Below are 26,898 nucleotides of genomic sequence, written 5' to 3'. Positions count from 1 at the left end.
TGATTGTCCTTGTCAGGTGAAACGTTAGGTAGGGCGTGCGTCGTCGTTTAGGCGATCGGCGCGGCCCCGACGACTTCATCACTGCGGTGCAACGCCACCTGGCGAATCGACAGCCTGATTTCCGCTGGCAATACGCGCTTGGCGGCGCCTTCCGCCAGATCCCCCAACATATCGTGATAGCTCAATTTGCCGGCGGCGTCGGTGCGCAGGACACCCTGATCCAGCAGGGTCTGAATGAAATGCCGAAACAGGCTCTTGTCGAAAAACTCCGGCGCATTCAGGCCGTGCAGGATCGACAGCCGCTGGGCCATCGTCGTGCACAACTCTTCAAGCTCTTCGGCGGTGAGTGTGTGCTGACCGCTGTTGAGCAGCAGGGAAATCGCCATGTAGAAACGCTGCAGGGTCTGGGCAATCGCCCGCGACAACACCGTCAGCAGCACAAAGGCCCGCGAGCTTGGCGCCGGGCGCAGGTACACGCCGTTCTCGAATCGCAGCAGCCCCTGTTCAACAAACGCTGCCAGCCACTGATCGATGACCTCATCCAGATCGTCCAGCGACCAGCGGATGAACAGCTCCGATTGCAGGTACGGATACAGCGCCCGCGTATACCGCAGAATTTGCTCGCGGCTCATGCGCGACGAGCTCTGGAAGAAGCACGCCAGCAACGAGGGCAGCGCGAAAATGTGCAGCACGTTGTTGCGGTAGTAAGTCATCAGGACGGCATTTTGCTCGTCCAGGTACAGAATCTTGCCCAGCGCATCGCTGAGTTCCGAGAGCAGATTCATGCCCTTGACGTGCTCGATCAGCGCGCGGCCATCGCCGTCGGGCAGCGTCGTATGGGGCGAGTAAGGAACGGTGCGCAACAGCGTCAGGTACAGATCCAGCACCCGCGCCAGGGCTTGATCGTCCAGAGCGTGTTTCGCCGTCGACAGCAACGCCAGCGCCACCAGATTTACAGGGTTGATCGCTGCGGCTTCGTTCAGGTGGCGGGCGACGCGCTCGCCCAGACGGTGGGTGGTCTCGTGGAGCCAGTCCGGTTTGAACACCGGGCCCAGTTCCTGAGTGCGCCAGTCCGGCTGCTCGTGGTCGAGAAACTCGGTCAGCTTGATCGGCTCACCGAAGTTGACCGAGACCTGGCCGAAGCGCTGCTTCAGCGCGCCGATGACTTTGAAGATGTCGAAGATCGACTCTTTCTTTTTCGCCGCACCGCGCAGCTCACCCAGGTAAGTCCGGCCTTCCAGCACGCGTTCGTAGCCGATGTACACCGGCACAAACACGATGGGCATGCGCGAATTGCGCAGGAAACTGCGCAAGGTGATCGCCAGCATCCCGGTTTTGGGCTGCAACATGCGCCCGGTGCGCGAACGTCCGCCTTCGACGAAGTACTCGACCGGGAAACCTTTGGTGAACAGGGTGTGCAGGTATTCGTTGAACACCGCGGTGTACAGCGGATTGCCCTTGAACGTGCGGCGCATGAAAAACGCGCCTCCGCGCCGCAACAGGCCGCCGATGACCGGCATATTGAGGTTGATGCCAGCGGCGATGTGCGGGGGAGTCAGGCCGTTGCGAAACAACAGGTACGACAACAGCAGGTAGTCGATGTGACTGCGGTGGCACGGCACATAAATGATCTCGTTGCCCTGGGCGACGTTCTGCACGCCCTCCAGGTGACTGACCTTGATGCCGTCGTAAATCTTGTTCCAGAACCAGCTCAGCACCACTTCCAGGAAACGGATGGCGGTGTATGTGTAGTCCGAGGCGATCTCGTTGCCGTAATGCAGGGCTTTTTCCCGGGCCTTGGCTTCGGTGATTTTCTCCCGGGCGGCCTCGTCGAGAATGGCCTGCCTGACCAGCGGATCCGCCACCAGCCCTTTGACCAGATGGCGACGGTGCGAAAGGTCCGGGCCGATCACCGACGTTTTCAGGTTGCGGAAATGCACACGCAGCAGGCGTTGAGCCATGCGCACCGTTCGCTCGTACCCCTTGTTCTGATCGACCAGCTCACGCAGATGAACCGGCGCCGAGAACTGCACGCGGGTCTTGCGGCCCAGGATCAGAATGGTCACCAGACGACGCAGACGCCCGGTCACCGCCCAGCTGTCGGCAAACAGCAGTTTCCACGGGCTGTCTTCCTTGTCCGGGGACTGACCCCAGAACACGCTGACCGGAATGATTTGCGCGTCTTCCGTAGCGTTTTGCGTGACCGCGCTGACCAGACGTTCAAGGGTCGGCGGTGCGCCGCGTTTGTCGTGGCGCCCCAGCCAGTCAGGCTCGGGGGTCAGGTAGAAAAACGCAGCCGGCTCGGTCAGGTTGCCAACGGCCACGGACAACACCGGGCGCGGCAGACCGGCCTTGCGGCATTCGGTGTCGAGGACCGCGAGATCGCTCATCGAAGGGTTTTGCAGCGCATAGAACACCGGGCGGCTGCGGTCGAGATTGAGGGTGAAGGACGACTGGTTGATGGTTTCCGAGCGCACCCACAGGTAAAGCAGGCGGCGCACGGTGCCGAATACAAGACGGCGAAACGGGGAACGGGTCATAGAGTTCTGCTGAGAGGGGCGACGCCCGCGAGGCCGCCAGTTTGCCGCATCTGGTGGGGATGGGCAAAGCGGCGCGGGCGCCCGACGGGATGACGTCTCAGGACGTATGCCAGGTGATTTCTTCTTCACCATCAACGCTGATGCGAATCCATTGATCGGCTTCGGCGTCGCTCTCTTCCTCGACCCACGTCCCCGGCGCGCAACGCACTTCAACGTTCAACGCGGCGAAGGCGGCGCGGGCGCAGGCGATATCGTCTTCCCACGGGGTTTTGTCGCTGTCCAGGCACAGGCTGTTCCACTTGCCGACGGCTTTGGGAATCCAGGTCACCGGCACGTCGCCCGCCTGGCATTTCCAGGTCTGGCCCTTTTGCTTCCATTCGGTGCAAGGGCCGATGGCCGCGGTCAGCCAGGCAGTGATCGCCTTGTGATCAACGTCAGCGTCTTTCAGGTAAATCTCGATATCGGGTTGGCGCATGGATGCCTCTTGGTTGTTCTGGAAAATCCACTCGCGGATTCAGTCTGTTCGGGTGTTTCGAGCCGTCAGCTCAGGACGAAATAATCGTAGCGCATGGACACCGTGACCTCGAACGGCTCGGCCTGCCCGATCACGTTCGCACGACGTTCGGCACTGGCGCGCCAGCCGTGGGGTGTCATGGCCAGCAGATTGGCACGGGCCTGGCCGTCCACCAGCGTCAGCGTAAAGCGCAGGGTTTCGCTGTGCTGCAGGCTCATGCCTTCGGGCACCAGCGCCAGGTGCTTGTCATCGCTGTAGTCGCGGACTTCGTCGTACAGGCGCTGACGCAATTCCATCAGGTGGTCATTGGTCGGTCCTACACGCATCAGGCCGCCGCCCGGCGACAGCAGACGCTTGGCCTCGGCCCAGTCCAGCGGGCTGAACACGCTGGCGATGAACTGCATGCTCGCATCCGGCAGTGGCACGCGCGCCATGCTGGCAATCAACCAAGTGATGTTCGGATCACGCTTGCAGGCGCGCTTCACCGCTTCGCGGGAGATGTCCAGCGCGTAGCCGTCTGCGTCGGGCAGACCCTGGGCAATCTGGGCGGTGTAATAGCCCTCGCCGCACCCGATATCGAGCCAGTACGCGGGAGCACGCTCGGCAGCCAGTTCGGCGAGACGCTTGGCGACTGGGGCGTAATGCCCGGCGTTGAGGAAGTCGCGCCGCGCCTCGACCATTGCCTGATTGTCGCCAGGGTCGCGGCTGTTCTTGTGCTGCACGGGCAGCAGATTCAGATACCCCTGACGGGCGCGGTCGAAGCGGTGGCCGGCCGGGCACACGACGCCGTTATCCGCTGAATCCAGCGGTGCGGAGCAGATCGGGCAGGTCAGCATCAGGCGAGCAACTTGACCAGGGTCTGGTAGTAGATCTCGGTCAGCACGTCGAGATCGCTGGCGAGAATGCGTTCGTTGACCTGATGGATCGTCGCATTGACCGGCCCCAGTTCGACCACCTGGGTGCCGAGGGTGGCGATGAAGCGACCGTCCGACGTACCGCCGCTGGTCGACGCACGGGTGTCGCGGCCGGTGACGTGTTTGATGCTCGCCGACACCGCGTCCAGCAATGCGCCCGGTTCGGTGAGGAACGGCAGGCCGGACAGCGCCCATTCCACGTGCCAGTCCAGGTCGTGTTTGTCGAGAATATCGGCCACGCGTTGCTTGAGGCCTTCGACGGTGGATTCGGTGGAGAAACGGAAATTGAACACAGCCACCAGATCCCCGGGGATCACGTTGGTGGCGCCGGTGCCGGAATTCAGGTTGGAAATCTGGAAGCTGGTCGGCGGGAAGAAATCATTGCCGTAGTCCCAGTGCTCGGTGGCCAGTTCAGCCAGCGCAGGTGCTGCCAGATGAATAGGGTTCTTCGCCAGATGCGGGTAGGCAACGTGGCCCTGAATGCCTTTGACGGTGAGGGTTGCGCCCAGTGAGCCGCGACGGCCGTTCTTGACGACATCGCCTACCAGCGTTGTGCTCGACGGTTCGCCAACGATGCACCAGTCCAGACGTTCATTACGCGCCGCCAGACGCTCGACCACCGCTTTGGTGCCGTGATGGGCCGGGCCTTCTTCATCGCTGGTGATCAGGTAGGCGATCTTGCCCTTGTGGTCCGGGTGATCGGCGACGAAACGCTCGGTGGCGACAATCATGGACGCCAGGCTGCCTTTCATGTCCGCCGCGCCACGGCCGCAGAGCATGCCGTCTTCGTCGATCAGCGCGCTGAACGGATCATTCTGCCAGGCCTGAACCGGGCCGGTCGGCACCACATCGGTGTGACCGGCGAAGCACAAAACGGGACCGTCCTGACTGCCATGGGTGGCCCAGAAGTTGTCCACGTCCTGAATGCGCATCGGCTCCAGGGCAAAACCGGCATCGCTCAGGCGTTTCATCATCACGGCCTGGCAGTCGGCGTCCAGTGGCGTGACGGATGGGCGACGGATCAGGTCGCAGGCGAGTTGCAGCGTGGGCGAGAGGTCGGCTGGGGCTGTCATGAAAGGTCCGAGATATTGAGTGAAGGCAAGGCATAAACCGGCGAATAGCTTAAAGCAAAACGGCGACCCGAAGGCCGCCGTTTAGTACAGCGCCCCATTGTTTCAGGCGGTAGCGGGTTCGTCTGCCGGTTTTGGTTTCGGCAGTGACGACAGAAACGCCATGACCAGCGCCGCCAGATACGGCAGCGATTGCACCAGCAGCATGATGACCCAGAAGCGCATGTCGTTGCTCGGCAGACCCTGCACCAGACAGATGCCCAACGCGGCGCCCCACAGCATCAGCATGATGAACAGCTCTTCGCGCGCCTCGGAAATCGCCACCAGCAAGCCATGGCTTTCGGCGTTTTTCGGGGTGCGGAAGAACGGAATGCTGGTGGTGAAGAACCCGTACAGCACCGCTTTGGCGATGGTGTGGGACAACGCCAGTCCCGCAAGCGCCGCATAGAACGCGTCCGTGAGGTTCACGCCCACGGCGCGACGGTACAGAAAGATGATCTTGCCGACCTTGAAGAAGAACAGCGCCAGCGGCGGAATCGCGAAAATCAGCAGCGGCGGGTCAACACGGTTGGGCACGATGATCATCGCCGACGACCAGAGCAACGCGCCGACCGTGAAGAAGATGTTCATGCCATCGGCCACCCACGGCAGCCAGCCGGCGAGGAAGTGATAACGCTGGCCGCGGGTGAGTTCAGTGTCCTTGCCACGCAGCAGGCTGGCGGCGTGACGCTTGATGATCTGAATCGCGCCATAGGCCCAGCGGAAGCGCTGCTTCTTGAAGTCGATGAAGGTGTCGGGCATCAGGCCCTTGCCGAAGCTGTTGTGGGCGTACGCGGCTGAATAGCCTTTTTCGAACACGCGCAGGCCCAGCTCGGCGTCTTCGCAGATGCACCAGTCCGCCCAGCCCAGTTCTTCCAGAACCGAGCGACGGGTCATGGTCATGGTGCCGTGCTGAATAATCGCGTCGCGGTCATTGCGGGTGACCATGCCGATGTAGAAGAAGCCTTTGTATTCCGAGTAGCAGAGCTTCTTGAACGCACTTTCGTGCTGATCCCGGTAGTCCTGCGGTGATTGCACCACAGCGATTTTCGGATCGGCGAAATGCGGGACCATGTGCTTGAGCCAGTTGCGGTCGACGCAGTAATCCGAGTCGATTACCGCAATCACTTCGGCGTCCGGCGCAGTATGCGGGATGAGGTAATTCAGGGCGCCGCCCTTGAACCCGGCCAGCGGTGCGACGTGGAAAAACTTGAAGCGCGGACCGAGCATTTCGCAGTGGGCCTTGACCGGTTCCCACACGGCGGGGTCCTTGGTGTTGTTGTCGATCAGCAACACTTCGAAATCCGGGTAATCCAGCGCGGCCAGTGCGTTGAGGGTCTGTTTGACCATCTCCGGCGGCTCGTTGTAGCAGGGCACGTGAATTGACACTTTTGGTCTGTAGGCCGAATCCCCTTCAACGGGCAGGAATTCGCGGCGGCGCTTGTGCGTCCACACCGCTTCGGCCAGTTCGTGGGCCTCGGTCAGCAGCACAATGAACACGCCGAACGCGCCCAGCGCCAGTAAAAATCCTACGAGCAGACTGAACCAGGTGCTGTATTGCTGGCTGTAGTCGTATCCGATCCAGACCAGAACCGAGCCGCAGAGGAAGGCGATAAAGGTCAGGAATGTGCGGCCACGCTGACGCAGCGCCGAACCGTCAATCAGCAGCAAGGCGAGGGCCAGCATCGCTAACACTGCAGAGCCGATTGCCAGCACGCGCCACTGCGGGATCGCCACGACCGGTCCTTCGAAATTGAATTTCTGCTGGCGGGCGGCGTTGTACACGCCCCAATAGGCACCAACCGAGCCTTCGTCGCTGGCTTTCCACGGCTGATCGAAGGCCTCGATCACGAAGTAGTTGAAGCCTTGACGGTTGAGCTTGTTGACCAGCGTGCGCAGGTAAACCGCCTGATCCGCCTGGGTGGCGTCCGCACCGCCGCGCATGTGGCCATTGCTCGGCCAGCCGACCTCAGAGAGCAGCAGCGGTTTTTTCGGGAACATGCGTTTCAGTTCGCGGGCGCGGTCGAGCACGTACTGCCCGGCTTTATCCATCGGGATGTATTCCCAGTACGGCAGGATGTGCGCGGCGATCAGGTCAACGTGTTTGGCCAGTTCCGGGTACTTCTCCCAGATATGCCACTGCTCGGACGTGGTCACCGGGACTTTGACGGCGGCGCGTACGCGGTCGAGGGCGGCCATCAAGTCTTTGGGTTTGATTTCTTCGCGGTACAGCGCTTCGTTGCCGACCACCACGCGAACCACACTGCGCGTGGTGTTCGCCAGCTCGATCGCCGTGGTGATTTCGCGCTCGTTGCGCTCCAGGTCCGGGCTGATCCAGATACCGAGGGTCACCCGCAGGCCGAACTCCTCCGCCAGCTTGGGGATGTCCTTGAGCGTGCCGTCCACCGAGTAGATACGGATGTTGTCCGTCTGCTTGCTCATCAGCTCCAGGTCCTGACGCATTTCTTCGTCGGACGGGTAGAGATCTTTTTGTGGATTCTGGCCCAGCCGGAAAGGCGAATAGGAAAAGCCGGAGATCTGCTCAGGCCAGTTGGGCGCGGTGACGGGGCGGTTGATCAGCGCCCAGAAGCCGGTAAACAGCGCAGCAATCGCCACGACGACAACGAGGTTGAGTCCAAATTTACGCGATGACATAGATGCTTCAGGTTCCAAGAGGGGAACGGGGAGGAGTGACAGGGTACAGCGGGCCAGAACTTTGGCAACCGACACGTGTTGAAGTTCTGTTCGGCCATGCCTGTAGGGCTTGGCGTGTTCGTGGGTGGCTTGTGGGGAACGGGGCGACTTTCAGACCAAACGACTGCCACTCAGCGCTTTGCGAATCGCCTTCAGGGCCTATAATGCGCGCCGGTTTTTTGGGGTATTGGTCATGAGCACAGAAGATCCGCGTTTCGCTGGCGTCGCCCGCCTGTACGGCATCGAGGGCCTGGAACGCCTGCGCGCGGCCCACGTGGCAGTGGTCGGCATCGGCGGTGTGGGTTCCTGGGCGGCGGAAGCGATGGCGCGCTGTGGCGTGGGCGAGATTTCCCTGTTTGATCTGGACGACGTGTGCGTCAGCAACAGCAACCGCCAGTTGCACGCTTTGACCAGCACCGTTGGCCGCGCCAAGGTCGACGTCATGGCCGACCGTCTGCGTGAGATCAATCCTGATTGCGTCGTCCATGCCGTCGCCGACTTCGTCACCCGCGAAACCATGGCCGAATACATCACGCCGGACATGGACTGCGTGCTCGATTGCATCGACAGCGTCAACGCCAAGGCCGCGCTGATCGCCTGGTGCAAACGCCGCAAGATCCAGATCATCACCACCGGCGGCGCAGGCGGGCAGATCGACCCGACCCTCATTCAGGTCTGCGACCTCAACCGCACGTTCAACGATCCGCTGGCGTCAAAGGTGCGCTCGACCCTGCGCCGCGACTACGGCTTTTCCCGCACGGTCACCCGCCATTACAGCGTGCCGTGCGTGTTTTCCACCGAGCAACTGCGCTACCCCAAGCCGGACGGCAGCATTTGTCTCCAGAAAAGCTTCGTCGGCGATGGCGTAAAGCTGGACTGCGCGGGTGGTTTCGGCGCGGTGATGATGGTCACGGCCACATTCGGGATGGTCGCCGCGACCAAGGCCGTGGACAAAATCGTCGCCGGCGTACGACGCCCGTCAGAGCGGGCCAAGCCGCAGCCAACGGCTTGAAGGTCGAGGCGTGGGAGCAATCTCGCTGACGCCTTCTTCGTGAACCGCCGCCGGTAGTCCTGCAAATGAATGACCTGTGGGAGCGAGCTTGCTCGCGAAGAGGCCGGTACATCCGCTAAATATCCAGTGGTTGAAAGATCCTTTCGTGAGCAAGCTCACTCCCACAGGTTTTGTGTACGCCGAAGATTCTAAAGTGTTGCTCGGGACCCATTGTGGGAGCGAGCTTGCTCGCGAAGAGGCCGGTACATCCACTAAATATCCAGTGGTTGAAAGAACGCTTTCGCGAGCAAGCTCGCTCCCACAGGTCCCATGTTTGCCGGGCAACAGCGCGGCGCCTGGACGAAGGGGAATTTCTACCGTGCGAGCTGCCGCATCTTCTGAAGCACCGCATTCAGCCCGTTGCTGCGGGATGCCGACAGCTGACGGCTCAAGCCCAGCTGCGTGAACCACTCAACCAGATCCACCTGCTGCAGTGCTTGCAACGACAGGCCGTTGACCCGGGCCAGCAGCAACGCCACCAGACCCCGAATCAAACGCGCGTCACTGGCGGCGCGGAACTGCCAGTGAGCGTCGATCACGTCGCCCACCAGCCAGACCTTGCTCTCGCAGCCGTCCACCAGATGCTCGTCGGTCTTTTCATCGTCGCTCATGGGGGGAAGGCGGTCGCCCCATTGCATCAGCAATCGTGCGCGCTGCTCCCAGCTCAGTGACCCGTTGAAGGTTTCCAGCGCCGTGCGGGCATCGGTCGGCAGGCTCATCGCAACAACTCCAGCGCTTGATCCAGTGCAGTGAAAAACCGCTCCAGGTCCTCGGAATCGTTGTACAGCCCCAGCGACACGCGGATAGCGCCGGAGAGGCCCAAACCACTGATCAACGGGATGGCGCAGTGGTGACCGGCGCGAACGGCAACGCCTTGTTCGGTCAGCAGGTGCGCAAGATCGGCGTTATGCACGCCCTCGACCACGAAACTCACCAGCGCCACATGGGGGTCGCCCAGCACCTGCACGCCGTCGCGCAGCATCAACCCGGCGCGCAACCGCTCATGCAGGCGCGCTTCGTATTCGGCGACGGCTGACTGATTGAGACCGTTGAGGTAATCCAGGGTGGCGCCGAGGCCGATCACCGCGCTGATGGGCGGCGTGCCCGCTTCAAATCCCAGCGGCGCGGGGCGAAAAGTTGCCGTCTGATAACCGGTCTGCAGGACCATCTCGCCGCCGAACTGCCAATGCTGCAACTGCGCCAATGCGTCATGTCGCCCGAACAGCACGCCCACGCCATCCGGGCCATAGAGCTTATGGCTGGAAAACACATAGAAGTCGCAGCCAATGTCCTGCACATCGTGTCGGCCATGGACGACACCTTGGGCGCCATCAATCACCGTCAGCGCGCCATGGGCCTGGGCCAGCGCGACCAGTTGCCGAACCGGCTGCCAGGTGCCGAGCACGTTGGACAACTGGCTGACCGCCAGCAAACGGGTGCGGGGAGTAATCAGCTCGGCGGCGGCCTCGACATCAATCACGCCGGCCTCGGTGATGGGCAGCACCACCAGCTTCAGATTGCGACGCAGGGCCAGTTGCTGCCAAGGCAACAGATTGGCGTGATGCTCCAGCGCGCTGATGACAATCTCGTCGCCGGCCTGAAACACGCGCTCCAGGCCATAAGCGAGCAAGTTGAAGGCGGACGTGGCGCCGTGGGTGAAAACGATCTGCCCGGACGCTCCGGCATTCAGCCATTCGCCGGCCTTGCGCCGCGTGTCCTCGAAGGCCTGAGTCGCCATGGCGCCCGGCAGGTGCTGGGCGCGATGCACATTCGCTGCGCCGTTGGCGTAGTAATGCACCGTCGCGTCGATCAGGGCATGGGGCTTTTGTGCGGTGGCGGCGCTGTCCAGGTAGGTCTGGCCTTGCCGTTGCAGGGCGTCGATGGCCGGAAAGTCAGCGCGCCAGGGAGAAATGAGGGGCATATCAGTCACGCTCGTTGAGGCGGGTTCGGTACCCCGAGGGATACCGAACCCGCACGCAGCATCGATCAGTTGTGAGCGTGCAGCGCTTCGTTCAGCTCGATGGCCGACTTGTGGGATTTGCATTCCACGGCGCCGGTCTGCGAGTTGCGACGGAACAGCAGGTCCGGTTGACCGGCCAGCTCACGGGCCTTGACGACCTTGACCAACTCGTTCTTGTCGTCCAGCAGCGCCACTTTGGTGCCGGCGGTAACGTACAGACCGGCTTCAACGGTGTTGCGATCGCCCAACGGAATGCCGATGCCGGCGTTCGCGCCGATCAGGCAGCCTTCGCCGACCTTGATCACCATGTTGCCGCCGCCCGACAGCGTGCCCATGGTCGAGCAACCGCCGCCCAGGTCCGAACCCTTGCCGACGAACACGCCAGCCGACACGCGACCTTCGATCATGCCCGGGCCTTCGGTGCCGCCGTTGAAGTTGACGAAACCTTCGTGCATCACGGTGGTGCCTTCGCCAATGTAGGCGCCCAGACGCACGCGCGCGGTGTCAGCGATGCGCACACCCGCCGGCACGACGTAGTCGGTCATTTTCGGGAATTTGTCCACCGAGAAGACTTCTAGAAAATGGCCTTTCAGGCGGGCTTCCAGCTGACGCTCGGCCAGTTCGCCCAGGTCGATGGCGCCCTGGCTGGTCCATGCGACGTTCGGCAGCAGCGGGAACACGCCGGCCAGGCTCAAACCGTGGGGCTTGACCAGACGATGGGACAGCAGATGCAGCTTGAGGTAAGCCTCGGGAGTGGAGGTCAGGGCGGTGTCTTCGGCCAGCAGCGTGGCAACCAGCGGGTTGTGGCTCTCGGCCAGTCGGGTCAGCAGCGCGGCCTGGGCGTCGTCGACGCCTTTGAGGGCATTGGCCAGACGCGAGGACAGATCAGTGTTGAATGCGATGGCCTGATTGCCACCGGTGTAGCCCAGGATCGGCGCGATGGCGGCGACGATTTCAGCCGACGGGTTGAGCAGTGGCAGGGCGTAGAAAACTTCCAGCCAGGTGCCTTGACGGTTTTGTGTGCCAACGCCAAAGGCCAGGCTGAACAGAGAAGTGGACATGCAGATACCTCGTTATTTAGGGCTATCTCAATCAGGCGATAGCCGCAGCGTACAGTTCGGGTTTGAAGCCAATCAGGGTTTTGTCGCCAAGATCCAGCACCGGGCGCTTGATCATCGAGGGCTGAGCGAGCATCAGCTCAATGGCCTTTTCCTGATCGAGTTCGGCTTTCTGCGCCTCGTCCAGTTTGCGAAAGGTCGTGCCGGCGCGGTTGAGTACCGTCTGCCAGCCATGCTCGTTGCACCAACGGGTCAGGTGGTCGCGATCGATGCCTTGGGTCTTGTAGTCGTGGAAATCGTAATTCACCGATTTTTCATCGAGCCAGGTGCGCGCCTTTTTCATCGTGTCGCACGCCTTGATCCCAAACAGGTGCATCGTGTGGGTTTCCTTGGCCATGGGCCTGCTCCTTTCGGGACGGTTGAAAAAAACGGTGGAGGATTATGCCACGTACACGCCGGGTAAGCGCGGCGCGCCGACGCTTTGTCCATTTGAGACAGGTTTACGGGCGATGAACGCTGGCGACGCCGGCCGACCACGACTGATGTATCAACACCCCATGACCATCGCAGCCGCGAAGATGGGCACTTTGCCGGACGCATCGGGTCTGTTGCCGATGTCAGTCATGTGTCACACGCTTGGGGAAACACGCAATGCAAACAGCCTATACCGTCCTTATCTTGTTGACGCTGGTAGGTGTCTCGCGATTGCTGGCCCGGGTGATTCCGCTGCCGTTGCCGCTGGTGCAGATCGCCGCGGGCGCCTTGCTGGCCTGGCCGACCCTGGGCCTGCACGTGGCGCTCGACCCTGAGCTGTTCCTGTTTCTGTTCCTGCCGCCGCTGTTGTTTTCCGATGGCTGGCGGATGCCCAAGCGCGACCTCTGGCGCTATCGCGGCGCGATTCTGACCCTCGCGGTCGGGCTGGTGATTTTTACGGTGATCGGCGCCGGTTACTTCATCCACTGGCTGCTGCCTTCCATTCCCTTGCCCGTCGCCTTTGCGTTGGCGGCAGTGCTGTCACCGACGGACGCCGTGGCGGTCTCGGCCATCGCCCAGGACCGGCTGCCCGCGCCGATCATGCGCATGCTCCAGGGCGAAGCATTGATGAATGACGCGACCGGCCTGGTCACTTTCAAGTTCGCGCTGGCAGCCGCCATTACCGGGGTGTTTTCCCTGACCGATGCCAGCCTGAATTTTGTGCTGGTCGCCTGCGGCGGTCTGGCCGTTGGCGTTGCGCTGAGTTGGGTGGTGGGGCGTCTGCGCAGCTGGATGATCACCCGGGGCTGGGATGATCCAGCAACCCACGTCGTCTTCATGTTGCTCCTGCCGTTCGCCGCTTACGTGCTGGCCGAGCGCCTTGAGCTGTCCGGTATCCTCTCGGCGGTGGCGGCGGGGATGATGCAAAGCTGGGTCGATCTGCTGCCGCGCCAGACCAGCACCCGATTGCTCAATCGCAGCGTGTGGACCCTGTTGGAATTTGCGTTCAACGGCCTGATCTTTCTGCTGCTGGGCTTGCAGTTGCCGGACATCATCACCGCCGTCACCCACCACGAAGCCACGCTGTGGCCGACCCTGTTGTGGCGGTGCCTTGATGTGCTGGCGATTTTCGTCGTGCTGGCGGTGTTGCGTTACATCTGGGTGCAGAGTGTCTGGCGGCTGATGATCCAGATCCGGCGGTGGCGCGGCAGGGGCGACGGCACACTGGATCTGTCGACCCGTTCGTCATTGCTGCTGACCGTGGGCGGAGTGCGCGGTGCTGTCACGCTCGCGGGTACGTTGTCGGTGCCGATGCTGATCAGCGCCGGCGTCGAATTTCCCGAGCGGGACTTGCTGATTTTCATTGCCGCCGGGGTGATTCTGCTGTCGCTGGTGTCGGCGAGCATTGGCTTGCCGCTGCTCCTGCGTGGGCAGGTCAGTGAACCGGACATGCGCATGAAGCGCGAAGTGCGGGACGCCTGGAAGCGCACGGCTCAGGCGGCCATTCAGACACTGGAGAACGAGGCGATCCCGGCAGCGACGGATTCGCCCGACGCCGCGCAGGCGGTGCTCGCCATGGAAGTGAAGGCGCGGATCATGTCCGAATACCGCCAGCGTCTGGATATCTTCAATGACACCGCCGAGGCTCAGGCCCTGGCGTTCCAGATGGATCAACTGGAGAAACGCATGCGCCTTAACGCCCTGCGTGCTCAGCGCCTGAAGCTGTACGACCTGCACCGCCATCACCAGATCGGCGATGACGTGCTGCGGCTGGTGCTGGCAGAACTCGATTTGAACGAAGCCAATCTGGGGCTGGCGCACTGAAGCTGCAGGCTGGCCTCAGTGCGCCAGGTATCACCGGCTCGTCACGAAATCCCGGATGCGCTGCGCGGCTTCGATGCACTCGGCCAGCGGTGCAACCAGTGCCATGCGCACGCGACCGGCACCGGGATTGAAGCCGTCGACCTCGCGGGACAGGTAGGAGCCTGGCACCACCGTCACGTGCTGGGTGACGAACAGATCCCGGCAGAACGCCGCGTCATCAGTCCCGACGCTGGGCCACAGATAGAAACCGCCGTCCGGGTGTTGCACGTCCATGACCGGGCTGAGGATTTCCAGCACGGCGTCAAACTTTTCCCGGTACAGCGTGCGGTTGGCGCGCACGTGTTCTTCATCGCTCCAGGCCGCGATGCTCGCCAGTTGCGTCTGCACCGGCATCGCGCAGCCGTGGTAGGTGCGGTAGAGCAGAAACGCCTTGAGAATCTCGGCATCGCCGGCGACGAAACCCGAGCGCAGGCCCGGCAGGTTCGAGCGCTTGGACAGGCTGTGAAAGACCACGCAGCGCTTGAAATCCAGACGACCCAGTTCGGCGCAGGCGCTGAGCAGGCCGGGCGGCGGGGTCGCTTCGTCGAAATACAACTCGCTATAGCACTCGTCCGCGGCGATCACGAAATCGTGCTTGTCGGCCAGGACGATGAGCTTCTTCAGGGTTTCCACCGGGATCAGCGCACCCGTCGGGTTGCCCGGCGAGCACAGGAACAGAATCTGGCAGCGGTCCCAGACGTCAGCGCTGACCGCGTCGAAATCCGGGTTGAAACCGTGCTCGGGAAGGCACGGCAGATAGTGCGGGGTGGCACCGGCCAGAAACGCCGCGCCTTCATAGATTTGGTAAAACGGGTTGGGACTGACCACCAGACCGTTGTCAGCGCGGTTGACGACCGTCTGGGTGAAGGCGAACAGCGCCTCACGGGTGCCGTTGACGGGCAGCAAGTGTTTCGCTGCATCCAGCCAGCCGGCAGGCACGCTGAAACGGCGCTCGCACCATGTGGCGATGGCTTCACGCAACGCAGGAATCCCGGCCGTGGTCGGGTAGACCGCCATCTGGTCAAGGTTGTCTGCCAGCGCCTTGGCGACGAACTCCGGCGATTTGTGCTTGGGTTCGCCGATCGACAGGGCGATCGGACGTTTGTTCGGATTCGGCGTAACGGCACCGAGCAACGCACGAAGTTTCTCGAAAGGGTAGGGCTGAAGCTGCTGCAGGGCGTTATTCATGTCGAATCGTTCTCAAGGCTGGGCGCCCGCACTCGTGTTCACGATGTGGCAGGGCGCCGTTGAATCAAGTCGTTAAGTCGTGCCGTCCTGGCGGATTCAAATGCTGATGCGCAACTCGCTGCCGGGCTCGGGATTGACGCTGAGCTGCTCGACGATTTCATCCTGCAGGCGCCGGCACAGTTGTGGGTCGGACAGCGGCTGGTGGTTTTCATCAGTCAGGAAGAAAACGTCTTCCACGCGCTCGCCCAACGTAGCGATCTTGGCGTTCTGCAACGACAGATCGAACTCCAGGAAGATCTTGCCCAGTCGCGCCAGCAACCCGGGTCGATCCGGCGCACTGAGTTCCAGCACCGTGACCGGCCGTTGCGCGTCGTTGGAAATCGTCACCACGGGCGCGAAGGCAAAGTGCTTGAGCTGACGCGGTACGCGGCGCTTGATGATGGTCGGGTAATCGTCGGGGTTGCGCAGCGCCTCGGTCAGGCCTTCGCGAATGGCCTTGATGCGCTCCGGATTGTCACCGATCGAACCGCCTTCGCTGTCGAGCACAATGTAGGTGTCGAGGGTGAACTGGCTGGTGGACGTGATGACCCGGGCGTCGTGGATGTTCAGGTTCAGCTGGTCCATCGCCGCCACAGTCACGGCGAAGAAATCGTGCTGGTCGGGCGCATAAATGAAGATCTGCGTGCCGCCTTCGAACTCGCGCTGGGTGGTTTCCTTGATCAGCACCAACGGGCCGCCATCGGCTGGCTGCTGCAAAATCGCGTCGCTGTGCCAGGCCACGTCGCCGGCGGTGTGACGCAGGAAATAGTCATCACCCAGTTGCGACCACAGTTGCTCGACGTCGTCGGGATCGGTGCCGCTGCGCACCAGAATATCCAGGGCGGCACTTTGCGTGCGACGGATCTGCTCCTCGCGGTCGACCGGGTTCTCCAGCCCACGCTTGAGCGCGCGCTTGGTCTCGGTGTACAGCTGGCGCAACAGGCTGGCCCGCCACGAGTTCCACAGCGTCGGATTGGTCGCGTTGATGTCGGCGATGGTCAGCACATAGAGGTAATCCAAGTGCACTTCATCGCCAACGAACTGGGCGAAGTCGTGAATCACCTGCGGATCGGACAAGTCCTTGCGCTGGGCGGTGGTCGACATCACCAGATGGTTCTGCACCAGCCAGACAATCAGCTGGGTGTCCCAATTGGGCAGGTGATGACGAATGCCAAACGCTTCGGCATCCACCGCGCCCAGTTCCGAGTGATCGCCGCCGCGGCCCTTGCCGATGTCGTGGTAAAGCCCGGCCAGATAAATGAGCTCCGGCTTGGGCAGTTTGGCCATGAGCTTGCTGGCCAGCGGGAATTTCTCTGACACCTGCGTGTATTGCAGCTTACGCAGGTGCTTGATCAGGTTCAGCGTGTGGGCATCGACCGTGTAGATGTGGAACAGGTCGTGCTGCATCTGCCCGACGATATGGCCGAACTCCGGCAGGTACAGGCCGAGAATGCCGTAGCGGTTCATCCGCCGCAGATTGCGATGGATGCCGATCTCGCATTTGAACAGCTCGATGAACAGGCTGGTGTTGCGGATATCGTTGCGGAAATCGTCGTTGATCAGGTAGCGGTGTTCCCGCAGCAGCCGGATGGTGTCGGCCCGCACGCCTTTTATTTCCGGGCGCTGCGCCATCAGCACGAAGATCTCGATCATCGCGAAGGGCGTACGCTTGAAAACGTTTGGATGGGTCGCTTCGATGTAACCGTCATGCAGCTGGAAGCGCGAGTTGATGGTCTCGGTGACCGTGCCTTCGTCGTCCGCCAGGATGACTTCTTCGAAGTGCTGAATGATCAGGTCGCTGAGCTGCGCGATGCTCATGACCACCCGGTAGTACTTCTGCATGAAGCGTTCAATGGCCAGCTTGGCGTCGCTGTCTTCGTAGCCCAGCAGGCGCGCGATACTGGTCTGGTAATCGAACAGCAGACGGTCTTCGGAACGCCCGGCGAGCATGTGCAGCGCGTAACGGACCTTCCAGAGAAACTCCTGGGAGGACGCCAGCAGCGCGTTTTCGCTCTCCAGCAGAAAGCCCTCGTCGGCCAGTGCGTGCAGATTCAGCGTGCCGTACTGGCGACGGGCAACCCAGAGAATGGTCTGAATATCGCGCAGCCCACCGGGCGAGCCTTTGACGTTGGGCTCGAGGTTGTATTCGGTGTCGAAATACTTGTGATGGCGGTTCTTCTGCTCGGCGCGTTTGGCCAGGAAGAACTCTTTGCTCGGCCACATTTCGCGGGTGCTGGTGACGGCGAGCATGCGCTGACGCAGTCGCTCGGGACCGGCAATCGTGCGGCTCTCCATCAAATTCGTGATGACGGTCAGATCGGCGCGGGCCTCGGTGGCGCATTCGTCCACCGAGCGCACGCTCTGACCGACTTCCAGGCCGATGTCCCACAGCAGCGTCAGAAAGCGCTCGATGGAATCGCGGAAAACTTCATGGTCGGCGCTGTCCAGCAGGATCAGCAGATCGATGTCGGAGTAGGGGTGCAGTTCGCCGCGACCGTAGCCGCCGACCGCCAGCAAGGCGATGTCGGCGTCTTCGCTCCAGTCGAACTGATCCCAGGCCTGCTGCAGGATGTTATCGACAAACCAGGCACGGTCTTCGATCAGCCGGCGAATTTCCCGGCCGGACTTGAAGCGTCCGTCCAGCACTTCGCGCGCCTGACGGATGGCTTTCTTGAAGGCGGGTATGGGGCTGGCCTTCAGTGCCAGCTCGGCCTGAAACTGGCCGCGATCGAACAAATCTGGGTCCACCTGCGGCATCGAACTGCTTTCCTTCTATCTATACCGACCGTGCTAAACCGACCGTGCTGGCTGTACCGGCTTTGATCGCGGGTGACTTCGCGATCAGGCCGAGGTGCGGGCGATGGTGTCATCGCTGCGCAGGGTGAAGATCTCATAACCGGTCGCGGTCACCAGAATGGTGTGCTCCCACTGCGCCGACAGCTTGCGGTCCTTGGTGATGGCTGTCCAGCCGTCGCCCAGCAGGCGCGTGTCGGCCTTGCCCTGGTTGATCATCGGCTCGATGGTGAAGGTCATGCCTTCTTTCAGCTCCATACCGTGCCCGGCCTTGCCGTAGTGCAGCACTTGTGGCTCTTCATGGAAGACCTTGCCGATGCCGTGGCCGCAGTATTCGCGGACGACCGAGAAGCCGTTCTTCTCTGCATGCTTCTGGATCACTTCGCCGATATCGCCCAAATGCGCGCCGGGCTTGACCACTTCGATGCCTTTATAAAGGCATTCCTGGGTGACGCGGGACAGACGCTCGGCCCATTCGGGCACCTGGCCTACGTGGAACATCTTGCTGGTGTCGCCGTGGTAGCCGTCCTTGATGACGGTCACGTCGATGTTCAGCACGTCACCATTCTTCAGCGGCTTCTCGTTCGGGATGCCGTGGCAGACCACGTGGTTGATCGAGGTGCAGATCGATTTAGGGAAACCCTTGTAATTCAGCGGCGCCGGAATGGCCTTCTGCTCGTTGACGATGTAGTCGTGGCAGATGCGGTCCAGTTCATCGGTGGTCACGCCAGGCTTTACATAGTCACCGATCATTTCCAGCACGTCCGCAGCCAGGCGGCCGGCAATGCGCATCTTTTCGATGTCTTCGGGGGTTTTCAGTGTCACGGTCATTAAACAGGCTCTCTCGGCGCGGCGGGGCCACGGCTTGATACGGAAAAAACGCGATTCTACCAGACCGTCGTCAGGCGGGTTATCATCCCGTCCCCGATCGTGGCGGGCAGGGTGCCTGACCGCTTGCGCGAGGAGGACAAAAGCGTCGGAAAAACAGGCTCTTATTTCGAGTTCCGTTATCCAGTCTTTTGTGATATAAAATGCGCCGCTTTACGGGGTCTGCCCCGAAAGCTCTAACCCACACACGTGTCGACACGATGACCTGGGTGCCTTCGGCTCAAGCCGCTGGTTGGTCATTGGGATACGTGGAGGCCTAACCCGACTTATCAAGGAACTATCATGTCCCAAGTCAACATGCGCGATATGCTGAAGGCCGGTGTGCACTTCGGTCACCAGACCCGTTACTGGAACCCGAAAATGGGTAAATACATTTTCGGCGCGCGCAACAAGATCCACATCATCAACCTTGAAAAAACCCTGCCTATGTTCAACGAAGCTCTGACTTTCGTTGAGCGCCTGGCTCAGGGCAAAAACAAGATCCTGTTCGTCGGCACCAAGCGTTCCGCTGGCAAGATCGTCGCTGAAGAAGCAGCACGTTGCGGTTCGCCGTACGTCGATCACCGCTGGTTGGGCGGCATGCTGACCAACTTCAAGACCATCCGCGCTTCCATCAAGCGTTTGCGTGATCTTGAAATCCAGGCAGAAGACGGCACTTTCACCAAGCTGACCAAGAAAGAGGCGCTGATGCGCACTCGCGATCTGGAAAAGCTGGATCGTAGCCTGGGTGGTATCAAGGACATGGGCGGTCTGCCAGACGCTCTGTTCGTTATCGACGTTGATCACGAGCGCATCGCGATCACCGAAGCCAACAAGCTGGGTATCCCGGTCATCGGCGTTGTCGACACCAACAGCAGCCCTGAAGGCGTTGACTACATCATCCCGGGCAACGACGACGCAATCCGCGCCATCCAGTTGTACATGGGTTCGATGGCTGACGCTGTGATCCGTGGTCGCAACAACAATGCTGGCGGCACCGACGTTTACGCTGAAGAAGCTCCAGCGGCAACTGTTGAAGGCTGAGTAACAAACGCCTGGCGTTGACTCAGTACGCAAAAAGGGGGCTTGGCCCCCTTTTTGCCACCTCGAAAACCATCTGACGTTGCCATCGATCTTATTGTCATGTGCAGCAGTCACCATGGATTTTCAAGAATTTGAACGCCCGTCTTGCGGGTGGAATGGTTGAAGACCTATCCAAGAGGATTTTGAAATGGCAGAGATTACTGCAGCGTTGGTCAAAGAACTGCGCGAGCGTACCGGCGAAGGCATGATGGATTGCAAAAAGGCCTTGACCAAGGCTGGCGGCGACATCGAAAAAGCCATCGACGATATGCGTGCTTCGGGCGCAATCAAGGCAGCCAAGAAAGCAGGCAACGTTGCTGCTGAAGGCGCCATCTCCATCAAGGACGACGGCAAAGCTGCTGTCCTGATCGAAGTCAACTCCCAGACCGACTTCCTGGCTCTGCAGGACGACTTCAAGGCATTCGTCGCCAAGAGCGTCGAGAAAGCCTTCGCTGACAAGCTGACCACCGTTGAACCTCTGGTTGAAGCGATGGAAGCTGATCGTCTGGTGCTGGTCGGCAAGGTTGGCGAGAACGTCAACATCCGTCGTCTGGCGCGCATCGAAGGCGACGTGCTGGGTTCGTACCTGCACGGCAACAAGATCGGCGTGGTTGTCGTCCTCAAGGGCGGCGATGCAGAGCTGGCGAAAGACATCGCCATGCACGTAGCAGCGACCAACCCTGAGTTCCTGCTGCCGTCGGACGTTTCGCCAGAAGCGATCGAGCGCGAGAAGAATGTCTTCATGCAGTTGAACGAAGACAAGCTGAAAGGCAAGCCTGCTGAAATCGCCGAGAAGATGGTTGGCGGTCGTATCAGCAAGTTCCTGGCTGAAGCCAGCCTGGTTGAGCAAGCGTTCGTCAAGAACCCGGAAATCAAGGTCGGTGAACTGGCCAAGAAAGCCGGCGCTGAAATCGTTTCCTTCACCTACTTCAAAGTAGGCGAAGGCATCGAGAAGCCAGTCGACAACTTCGCTGAAGAAGTCGCTGCTCAAGTAGCTGCAAGCAAGCAATAAGACGGTTTTCCAACTGTCGCCCCGAAGAGGCTGCCCGCTAACGCGCGCAGCCTCTTTGTCAAAGCGGTACGCGGAATTGTTATTGCTGCACTGAATTTGTTTTTGCAGGGGGCTGGGCCTACGAGGCTGCATTTCCCTGAAGCAGTGACCTAGAGTTAGCGCAGGCCGAAAACGGCCCGCAACTCGAACGATTTTTTTCAAACGCCGCAGGAGAGATTCGCAATGGCTCAGCAGGGCAGTGGCTATCAAGCTCGCTATAAACGCATTCTACTCAAGCTCAGCGGCGAGGCCCTGATGGGGTCGGAAGAGTTCGGCATCGACCCCAAGGTGCTGGATCGCATGGCGCTGGAAGTCGGTCAGCTGGTCGGCATCGGTGTTCAGGTCGGTCTGGTCATCGGCGGCGGTAACCTGTTCCGCGGCGCAGCGCTGAGCGCGGCCGGCATGGACCGGGTCACGGGTGACCACATGGGCATGCTGGCCACCGTGATGAATGCGCTGGCCATGCGTGACGCGCTGGAGCGGGCCAACATCTCGGCCATCGTGATGTCAGCCATTTCCATGGTGGGTGTGACCGATCACTACGACCGTCGCAAGGCCATGCGTCACCTGAATGCCAAGGAAGTCGTGATCTTCGCGGCCGGTACCGGCAATCCGTTCTTCACCACGGATTCGGCAGCGTGCCTGCGCGCAATCGAGATCGACGCCGATGTCGTGCTGAAAGCAACCAAGGTCGATGGTGTGTACACTGCCGATCCATTCAAGGACCCGCATGCCGAGAAGTTCGATCGTCTGACCTATGACGAAGTGCTGGATCGCAAGCTGGGTGTAATGGATCTGACAGCCATCTGTCTGTGTCGTGACCACAAGATGCCACTGCGTGTCTTCAATATGAACAAGCCCGGCGCCCTGCTGAACATTGTGCATGGCGGCGCGGAAGGTACTTTGATCGAGGAAGGCGAACAATGATCAACGAAATCAAGAAAGACGCTCAAGAGCGGATGAAAAAATCCCTTGAGTCCCTGGCCCATGCATTCGGCCAGATCCGTACCGGCAAGGCGCACCCGAGCATTCTCGGCAGTGTCATGGTGCCGTACTACGGCTCCGACACCCCGCTGAGCGGCGTCGCCAACGTCACCGTGAAGGATTCCCGTACGCTGCAGGTCGTGGCGTTCGAGCGCAACATGCTTTCTGCGGTCGACAAGGCCATTCAGAGTGCTGGCCTGAACCTCAACCCGACCAACCTGGGCGAGATGCTGTTGATCTCCATGCCTGCCTTGACGGAAGAGACCCGCAAGGGCTTCACCAAGCAGGCTCGCAGCGCTGCCGAAGACGCCCGCGTTGCCGTGCGCAACATCCGCCGTGACGCTTTGGGTGAACTGAAGAAGCTGGTCAAGGACAAGGAAATCAGCGAAGACGAAGAGCGCCGCGCCGCTGCCGACATCCAGAAGCTGACGGACAAGGCTGAGGCGGACATCGACGCCGCGACCAAGTCCAAAGAAGCGGACCTGATGGCCGTATAAGGGCCGGGAAGCTTTCATGGATAAGACAAAGCTGGCTGCGCCGGCATCGGTGCCGCGTCATGTCGCGATCATCATGGATGGGAACAACCGCTGGGCCAAGAAGCGCCTGCTGCCCGGTGTAGCAGGCCACAAGGCCGGGGTCGACGCTGTTCGTGCGGTGATTGAAGTCTGCGCCGAGGCCAAGGTCGAGGTGCTGACCTTGTTCGCGTTTTCCAGCGAGAACTGGCAACGCCCGGCGGATGAAGTCGGCGCGCTGATGGAATTGTTTTTCACGGCGCTGCGTCGCGAGACCAAGCGCCTGAACGAGAACGGCATCAGCCTGCGCATCATCGGCGACCGTTCGCGGTTTCATCCCGAGCTGCAGGCCGCCATCCGCGAAGCCGAGCAGCGCACGGCTGAAAACAGCCGCTTCGTTCTGCAGATCGCCGCCAACTACGGCGGTCAGTGGGATATCGCTCAGGCTGCCCAGCGGCTGGCCCGCGAAGTTCAGGCAGGCCATCTGCGGCCGGACGACATCACGCCGGAACTGCTGCAGACCTGCCTGTCCACTGGCGACCTGCCGTTGCCCGACCTGTGTATCCGCACGGGCGGCGAGCACCGCATCAGCAATTTCCTGCTCTGGCAGCTGGCCTATGCCGAGCTGTATTTCTCCGACCTGTTCTGGCCGGACTTCAAACACGATGCCATGCGCACTGCGCTGGCCGATTTCGCTTCTCGCCAACGCCGCTTCGGGAAAACCAGCGAGCAGGTAGAAGCTGGAGCCCGCGCTTAATGCTCAAACAACGAATCATCACTGCGCTGATCCTTGCGCCGCTGGCCCTGTGCGGCTTCTTCCTGCTGGCAGGCGGCAGCTTCGCGTTGTTCATCGGCGCGGTCGTCGTGCTCGGCGCCTGGGAATGGGCGCGACTTTCCGGCTTCGAAGCGCAATCGGCCCGCGTTCTGTACGCTGTGGTGGTCGCTGCGCTGTTGTTTCTGTTGTATCTGCTGCCGGACCTCGCGCCCTGGTTACTGGTGGCGGCGCTGATCTGGTGGCTGGTGGCAACCTGGCTGGTGCTCACCTATCCCGAGTCCAGCGAGCACTGGTCCAGTGCCCTCTGCAAACTGCTGATCGGTTTGCTGATACTGCTGCCGGCCTGGCAGGGTCTGGTATTGATCAAGCAAATGCCGTTGGGCAACTGGCTGATCCTGTCGGTGATGATTCTGGTATGGGGCGCCGACATTGGCGCCTACTTCTCCGGCAAGGCATTCGGCAAGCGCAAGCTGGCGCCGAAAGTCAGCCCGGGTAAAAGCTGGGAAGGCCTTTATGGTGGTCTGGCGGCGTGTCTGGTGATCACTGCGGTGGTGGGTGTCTACCGCGGCTGGTCGCTGGGTGAAATCATCTTCGCGTTGGTATGTGCGGCGATTGTCGTGCTGATCTCGGTCGTCGGTGATCTCACCGAGAGCATGTTCAAGCGCAAATCCGGGGTCAAGGACAGCAGCAACCTGCTCCCGGGCCATGGTGGTGTGCTGGATCGCATCGACAGCCTGACTGCCGCCATTCCGGTGTTCGCCTTGCTGCTCTGGGCTGCTAAAGACTGGGGCGTGATGTGAGTACGCCTCAGCTCATTACCGTGCTGGGCGCGACGGGCTCGGTGGGTTTGAGCACGCTCGATGTCATCGCGCGGCATCCGTCGCGTTATCAAGTGTTTGCCCTGACGGGTTACACGCGCCTGGCCGAGCTGTTGGCGTTGTGCGTTCGTCATACCCCGCAGTTTGCCGTTGTGCCGACGACGGCGGCCGCCCGCCAGTTGCAGGACGACTTGCGCGCGGCCGGTCTCGATACTCGCGTGCTGGTAGGGGAGGGCGGGCTCTGTGAAGTGTCTGCGCACCCTCTGGTGGATACCGTGCTGGCCGCCATTGTCGGCGCCGCCGGTTTGCGCCCGACCCTGGCCGCTGTTGAGGCGGGCAAGAAAGTCCTGCTGGCCAACAAGGAAGCGCTGGTCATGTCCGGCGCCCTTTTCATGCAGGCTGTTCGCCGCAGCGGCACGGTACTGCTGCCGCTCGACAGCGAGCACAACGCGATCTTCCAGTGCCTGCCCCGTGATTACGAAAGCGGTCTCGAGAAGGTCGGCGTCAGACGCATTCTGCTGACGGCATCTGGTGGCCCGTTCCGTCAGACACCGCTCGCCGAGCTGGAGCACGTCTCCCCGGATCAGGCCTGTGCCCATCCGAACTGGTCCATGGGCCGCAAGATATCCGTCGATTCCGCCAGCATGATGAACAAGGGCCTCGAGCTGATCGAAGCCTGCTGGCTGTTCGATACGACGCCTGCGCGGATCGAGGTGGTGATTCACCCTCAGAGCGTGATCCATTCAATGGTCGATTACGTCGACGGCTCGGTGCTGGCGCAGTTGGGTAATCCCGACATGCGCACGCCGATTGCCCACGCGCTGGCCTGGCCCGAGCGCATCGACTCGGGCGTCGCGCCGCTGGATCTGTTCAGCATCGCGCGACTGGACTTCGAAGCACCGGACGAAGTGCGCTTCCCATGCCTGCGTCTGGCGCGGCAAGCTGCCGAGGCGGGTGACAGTGCGCCTGCGGTTCTGAACGCGGCCAATGAAGTCGCGGTCGCTGCGTTTCTGGACAAGCGCATTCGCTACCCGGAAATCGCGAGTATGATCGACGAAGTTCTGAACCTTGAGCCTGTCGTCGCCGTGTCCGAGCTGGAGACAGTGTTCAAGATCGACGCACGTGCCCGCGCGTTGTCCGAGCAGTGGCTCGGTCGCAATGGTCGCTAGGCGGTCGGTTCAGGCAGTCGTGTTTTTGATGATTTGCATGCAATGTGGGCTTCAACGCACCGCTAGATCGGTACCCGGAGAGCAGCGATGAGCGCGCTATATATGATTGTCGGCACCCTGGTTGCGCTGGGCGTGCTGGTGACGTTTCACGAGTTCGGTCACTTCTGGGTGGCGCGTCGCTGTGGCGTCAAGGTCCTGCGTTTCTCGGTGGGCTTCGGCATGCCGCTGCTGCGCTGGAGTGATCGCAAGGGCACCGAATATGTCGTGGCGGCGATTCCCCTCGGCGGCTACGTGAAAATGCTCGACGAACGGGAGGGCGACGTTCCCCCCGAGCTGGCTGACCAGTCCTTTAACCGCAAGTCGGTTTATCAGCGCATCGCCATTGTGATTGCCGGCCCGGTCGCCAACTTTTTGCTGGCGATTGTATTTTTCTGGGTACTCGCCATGCTGGGCAGCCAGCAGGTTCGGCCTGTCGTGGGCGGTGTGGAGCCAGGCAGTATTGCGGAGAAGGCCGGGCTCAGTTCCGGTCAGGAAATCGTCTCGGTTGATGGCGAGGCCGTTACCGGATGGGCGGGTGTGAACCTGCAACTGGTGCGTCGCCTGGGCGAGAGCGGCAGCATCGCGTTGAAGGTTCGCGAGCAGGGTTCTGACGTGGAAACCCCGCGTTCGCTAGTGCTCAACGACTGGCTCAGGGGCGCAGCCGAGCCGGACCCGATTCGTTCGCTGGGTATTCGCCCGTGGCGTCCGGCCTTGCCGCCGGTCTTAGCAGAACTCGACCCGAAAGGCCCCGCACAAACCGCCGGGCTGAAAACCGGCGACCGCCTGCTGGCTCTTAATAAAGAGCCTGTCGACGAATGGCAGAAGGTCGTTGACTGGGTTCGTGTCCATCCCGATACGCGAATTTCAGTCAGCGTGGAGCGTGACGGCGCACAGCTGGAGGTGCCCGTTGATCTGGTGACACGTGGCGAAGGCACTGCGGCGACCGGGTATCTCGGTGCCGGCGTGAAAGGCGTGGATTGGCCGCCGGAGATGTTGCGCGAGGTCAGCTATGGCCCTGTAGCCGCCGTCGCAGAAGGCGCGCGGCGTACCTGGACCATGAGCGTGCTGACCCTCGATTCGCTGAAGAAAATGTTGTTCGGCGAGCTCTCGGTAAAAAACTTGAGCGGACCGATAACCATTGCTAAAGTGGCGGGCGCTTCGGCCCAGTCAGGCGTAGGTGACTTCCTGAATTTCCTCGCTTATCTGAGCATAAGCCTGGGCGTTCTCAATTTGCTGCCCATACCCGTGCTGGATGGGGGGCACTTGCTGTTTTATCTGATCGAGTGGGCGCGTGGTCGACCACTGTCAGAGAAGGTGCAGGGCTGGGGGGTTCAGATCGGTATCAGTCTGGTGGTTGGAGTGATGTTGCTCGCACTGGTCAACGATCTGGGACGACTGTAAAA

22 protein-coding genes are annotated in these 26,898 nt (G+C 61.3%); 10 read left to right on the top strand and 12 right to left on the bottom strand.

Annotation, left to right across the window (positions count from 1 at the left end; genetic code table 11):
* Positions 1-47: 47 nt before the first annotated feature.
* The 5 genes from plsB to QWI20_RS04560 all read right to left on the bottom strand — a co-directional run bounded on the left by plsB (position 48) and on the right by QWI20_RS04560 (position 7,732).
* Positions 48-2,540 carry a glycerol-3-phosphate 1-O-acyltransferase PlsB gene (gene plsB, locus QWI20_RS04580; protein ID WP_369304395.1) on the bottom strand — a complete coding sequence of 831 codons (2,493 nt, stop codon included), beginning with the start codon at positions 2,538-2,540 and terminating at the stop codon, positions 48-50.
* Between the two features lie 97 nt (positions 2,541-2,637).
* The gene (locus QWI20_RS04575) at positions 2,638-3,015 is read right to left on the bottom strand and encodes a hypothetical protein (RefSeq protein ID WP_369304394.1); all 378 of its coding nucleotides are present in this window, start codon (positions 3,013-3,015) and stop codon (positions 2,638-2,640) included.
* 65 nt (positions 3,016-3,080) lie between these two features.
* Positions 3,081-3,890 carry a putative RNA methyltransferase gene (locus QWI20_RS04570; protein ID WP_369304393.1) on the bottom strand — a complete coding sequence of 270 codons (810 nt, stop codon included), beginning with the start codon at positions 3,888-3,890 and terminating at the stop codon, positions 3,081-3,083.
* Positions 3,890-5,041 (bottom strand): succinyl-diaminopimelate desuccinylase, encoded by a 1,152-nt coding sequence (gene dapE / locus QWI20_RS04565; protein WP_369304392.1) that lies wholly within the window; start codon positions 5,039-5,041, stop codon positions 3,890-3,892. The genes QWI20_RS04570 and dapE overlap by 1 nt, the downstream gene beginning before the upstream one ends.
* Positions 5,042-5,143: 102 nt before the next feature.
* The gene (locus tag QWI20_RS04560; RefSeq protein ID WP_346630073.1) at positions 5,144-7,732 is read right to left on the bottom strand and encodes a glycosyltransferase family 2 protein; all 2,589 of its coding nucleotides are present in this window, start codon (positions 7,730-7,732) and stop codon (positions 5,144-5,146) included.
* Between the two features lie 232 nt (positions 7,733-7,964).
* Here QWI20_RS04560 and tcdA point away from each other — a divergent pair, with 232 nt between their 5' ends.
* Positions 7,965-8,783 carry a tRNA cyclic N6-threonylcarbamoyladenosine(37) synthase TcdA gene (gene tcdA / locus QWI20_RS04555; RefSeq protein WP_369304391.1) on the top strand — a complete coding sequence of 273 codons (819 nt, stop codon included), beginning with the start codon at positions 7,965-7,967 and terminating at the stop codon, positions 8,781-8,783.
* A gap of 353 nt (positions 8,784-9,136) precedes the next feature.
* Here tcdA and QWI20_RS04550 read toward each other — a convergent pair whose 3' ends face one another.
* From QWI20_RS04550 to QWI20_RS04535, 4 genes are all read right to left on the bottom strand, one after another.
* Positions 9,137-9,541 (bottom strand): SufE family protein, encoded by a 405-nt coding sequence (locus QWI20_RS04550; RefSeq protein WP_369304390.1) that lies wholly within the window; start codon positions 9,539-9,541, stop codon positions 9,137-9,139.
* Positions 9,538-10,743, bottom strand: coding sequence for an aminotransferase class V-fold PLP-dependent enzyme (locus QWI20_RS04545; protein ID WP_369304388.1), 1,206 nt, complete (start codon positions 10,741-10,743; stop codon positions 9,538-9,540). The genes QWI20_RS04550 and QWI20_RS04545 overlap by 4 nt, the downstream gene beginning before the upstream one ends.
* Before the next feature lie 65 nt (positions 10,744-10,808).
* Positions 10,809-11,843 carry a 2,3,4,5-tetrahydropyridine-2,6-dicarboxylate N-succinyltransferase gene (gene dapD / locus QWI20_RS04540; protein ID WP_369304386.1) on the bottom strand — a complete coding sequence of 345 codons (1,035 nt, stop codon included), beginning with the start codon at positions 11,841-11,843 and terminating at the stop codon, positions 10,809-10,811.
* Between the two features lie 31 nt (positions 11,844-11,874).
* On the bottom strand, positions 11,875-12,216 hold the full coding sequence (locus tag QWI20_RS04535) for an ArsC family reductase (protein ID WP_369304592.1): 342 nt from the start codon (positions 12,214-12,216) through the stop codon (positions 11,875-11,877).
* Between the two features lie 275 nt (positions 12,217-12,491).
* Here QWI20_RS04535 and QWI20_RS04530 point away from each other — a divergent pair, with 275 nt between their 5' ends.
* Positions 12,492-14,138: a Na+/H+ antiporter gene (locus QWI20_RS04530; RefSeq protein WP_369304385.1), complete on the top strand. Its 1,647-nt coding sequence runs from the start codon at positions 12,492-12,494 to the stop codon at positions 14,136-14,138.
* Between the two features lie 30 nt (positions 14,139-14,168).
* On the opposite strand, the gene dapC is transcribed toward QWI20_RS04530, so the two are convergent.
* The 3 genes from dapC to map all read right to left on the bottom strand — a co-directional run bounded on the left by dapC (position 14,169) and on the right by map (position 19,028).
* Entirely contained in the window at positions 14,169-15,365 is a 1,197-nt protein-coding gene (dapC, locus tag QWI20_RS04525; RefSeq protein ID WP_369304384.1) for a succinyldiaminopimelate transaminase, read from the bottom strand.
* A 96-nt stretch (positions 15,366-15,461) separates the two neighbouring features.
* Positions 15,462-18,161: a [protein-PII] uridylyltransferase gene (locus tag QWI20_RS04520; RefSeq protein ID WP_282369294.1), complete on the bottom strand. Its 2,700-nt coding sequence runs from the start codon at positions 18,159-18,161 to the stop codon at positions 15,462-15,464.
* Positions 18,162-18,245: 84 nt separating this feature from the next.
* Complete coding sequence (gene map, locus QWI20_RS04515; protein ID WP_369304383.1) at positions 18,246-19,028, bottom strand: type I methionyl aminopeptidase; 783 nt, start codon at positions 19,026-19,028, stop codon at positions 18,246-18,248.
* Positions 19,029-19,367: 339 nt separating this feature from the next.
* Between map and rpsB the strand changes: the two genes are divergently transcribed.
* The 8 genes from rpsB (at position 19,368) to rseP (ending at position 26,896) form a co-directional block, all read left to right on the top strand.
* A complete protein-coding gene (rpsB, locus tag QWI20_RS04510; RefSeq protein ID WP_037014262.1) occupies positions 19,368-20,108 on the top strand; it encodes a 30S ribosomal protein S2 in 741 nt (246 codons plus the stop codon).
* A 187-nt stretch (positions 20,109-20,295) separates the two neighbouring features.
* Positions 20,296-21,159 carry a translation elongation factor Ts gene (gene tsf / locus QWI20_RS04505; RefSeq protein ID WP_122537362.1) on the top strand — a complete coding sequence of 288 codons (864 nt, stop codon included), beginning with the start codon at positions 20,296-20,298 and terminating at the stop codon, positions 21,157-21,159.
* Positions 21,160-21,381: 222 nt separating this feature from the next.
* Entirely contained in the window at positions 21,382-22,125 is a 744-nt protein-coding gene (gene pyrH / locus QWI20_RS04500) for a UMP kinase (RefSeq protein WP_037014256.1), read from the top strand.
* A complete protein-coding gene (frr, locus tag QWI20_RS04495; protein WP_065989845.1) occupies positions 22,122-22,679 on the top strand; it encodes a ribosome recycling factor in 558 nt (185 codons plus the stop codon). Before pyrH ends, frr begins: the two co-directional genes overlap by 4 nt.
* 16 nt (positions 22,680-22,695) lie before the next feature.
* Positions 22,696-23,451, top strand: coding sequence for a polyprenyl diphosphate synthase (uppS, locus tag QWI20_RS04490; RefSeq protein WP_369304382.1), 756 nt, complete (start codon positions 22,696-22,698; stop codon positions 23,449-23,451).
* Positions 23,451-24,269: a phosphatidate cytidylyltransferase gene (locus QWI20_RS04485; RefSeq protein WP_369304381.1), complete on the top strand. Its 819-nt coding sequence runs from the start codon at positions 23,451-23,453 to the stop codon at positions 24,267-24,269. Before uppS ends, QWI20_RS04485 begins: the two co-directional genes overlap by 1 nt.
* The gene (ispC, locus tag QWI20_RS04480) at positions 24,266-25,456 is read left to right on the top strand and encodes a 1-deoxy-D-xylulose-5-phosphate reductoisomerase (protein WP_369304380.1); all 1,191 of its coding nucleotides are present in this window, start codon (positions 24,266-24,268) and stop codon (positions 25,454-25,456) included. The genes QWI20_RS04485 and ispC overlap by 4 nt, the downstream gene beginning before the upstream one ends.
* A gap of 87 nt (positions 25,457-25,543) precedes the next feature.
* Complete coding sequence (gene rseP, locus QWI20_RS04475; protein ID WP_369304378.1) at positions 25,544-26,896, top strand: RIP metalloprotease RseP; 1,353 nt, start codon at positions 25,544-25,546, stop codon at positions 26,894-26,896.
* Positions 26,897-26,898 lie beyond the last annotated feature (2 nt).

Origin of the sequence: Pseudomonas sp. W2-17, assembly GCF_041060445.1 — a bacterium.
Taxonomy (GTDB): domain Bacteria; phylum Pseudomonadota; class Gammaproteobacteria; order Pseudomonadales; family Pseudomonadaceae; genus Aquipseudomonas.
This window is presented reverse-complemented; position numbering and strand designations above follow the sequence as displayed.

Bases quoted from the DNA above. Each gene is read 5' to 3' on its own strand.
- plsB (WP_369304395.1), bottom strand. From the start codon at position 2,540: ATGACCCGTTCCCCGTTTCGCCGTCTTGTATTCGGCACCGTGCGCCGC.
- QWI20_RS04575 (WP_369304394.1), bottom strand. From the start codon at position 3,015: ATGCGCCAACCCGATATCGAGATTTACCTGAAAGACGCTGACGTTGAT.
- QWI20_RS04570 (WP_369304393.1), bottom strand. From the start codon at position 3,890: ATGCTGACCTGCCCGATCTGCTCCGCACCGCTGGATTCAGCGGATAAC.
- dapE (WP_369304392.1), bottom strand. From the start codon at position 5,041: ATGACAGCCCCAGCCGACCTCTCGCCCACGCTGCAACTCGCCTGCGAC.
- QWI20_RS04560 (WP_346630073.1), bottom strand. From the start codon at position 7,732: ATGTCATCGCGTAAATTTGGACTCAACCTCGTTGTCGTCGTGGCGATT.
- tcdA (WP_369304391.1), top strand. From the start codon at position 7,965: ATGAGCACAGAAGATCCGCGTTTCGCTGGCGTCGCCCGCCTGTACGGC.
- QWI20_RS04550 (WP_369304390.1), bottom strand. From the start codon at position 9,541: ATGAGCCTGCCGACCGATGCCCGCACGGCGCTGGAAACCTTCAACGGG.
- QWI20_RS04545 (WP_369304388.1), bottom strand. From the start codon at position 10,743: ATGCCCCTCATTTCTCCCTGGCGCGCTGACTTTCCGGCCATCGACGCC.
- dapD (WP_369304386.1), bottom strand. From the start codon at position 11,843: ATGTCCACTTCTCTGTTCAGCCTGGCCTTTGGCGTTGGCACACAAAAC.
- QWI20_RS04535 (WP_369304592.1), bottom strand. From the start codon at position 12,216: ATGCACCTGTTTGGGATCAAGGCGTGCGACACGATGAAAAAGGCGCGC.
- QWI20_RS04530 (WP_369304385.1), top strand. From the start codon at position 12,492: ATGCAAACAGCCTATACCGTCCTTATCTTGTTGACGCTGGTAGGTGTC.
- dapC (WP_369304384.1), bottom strand. From the start codon at position 15,365: ATGAATAACGCCCTGCAGCAGCTTCAGCCCTACCCTTTCGAGAAACTT.
- QWI20_RS04520 (WP_282369294.1), bottom strand. From the start codon at position 18,161: ATGCCGCAGGTGGACCCAGATTTGTTCGATCGCGGCCAGTTTCAGGCC.
- map (WP_369304383.1), bottom strand. From the start codon at position 19,028: ATGACCGTGACACTGAAAACCCCCGAAGACATCGAAAAGATGCGCATT.
- rpsB (WP_037014262.1), top strand. From the start codon at position 19,368: ATGTCCCAAGTCAACATGCGCGATATGCTGAAGGCCGGTGTGCACTTC.
- tsf (WP_122537362.1), top strand. From the start codon at position 20,296: ATGGCAGAGATTACTGCAGCGTTGGTCAAAGAACTGCGCGAGCGTACC.
- pyrH (WP_037014256.1), top strand. From the start codon at position 21,382: ATGGCTCAGCAGGGCAGTGGCTATCAAGCTCGCTATAAACGCATTCTA.
- frr (WP_065989845.1), top strand. From the start codon at position 22,122: ATGATCAACGAAATCAAGAAAGACGCTCAAGAGCGGATGAAAAAATCC.
- uppS (WP_369304382.1), top strand. From the start codon at position 22,696: ATGGATAAGACAAAGCTGGCTGCGCCGGCATCGGTGCCGCGTCATGTC.
- QWI20_RS04485 (WP_369304381.1), top strand. From the start codon at position 23,451: ATGCTCAAACAACGAATCATCACTGCGCTGATCCTTGCGCCGCTGGCC.
- rseP (WP_369304378.1), top strand. From the start codon at position 25,544: ATGAGCGCGCTATATATGATTGTCGGCACCCTGGTTGCGCTGGGCGTG.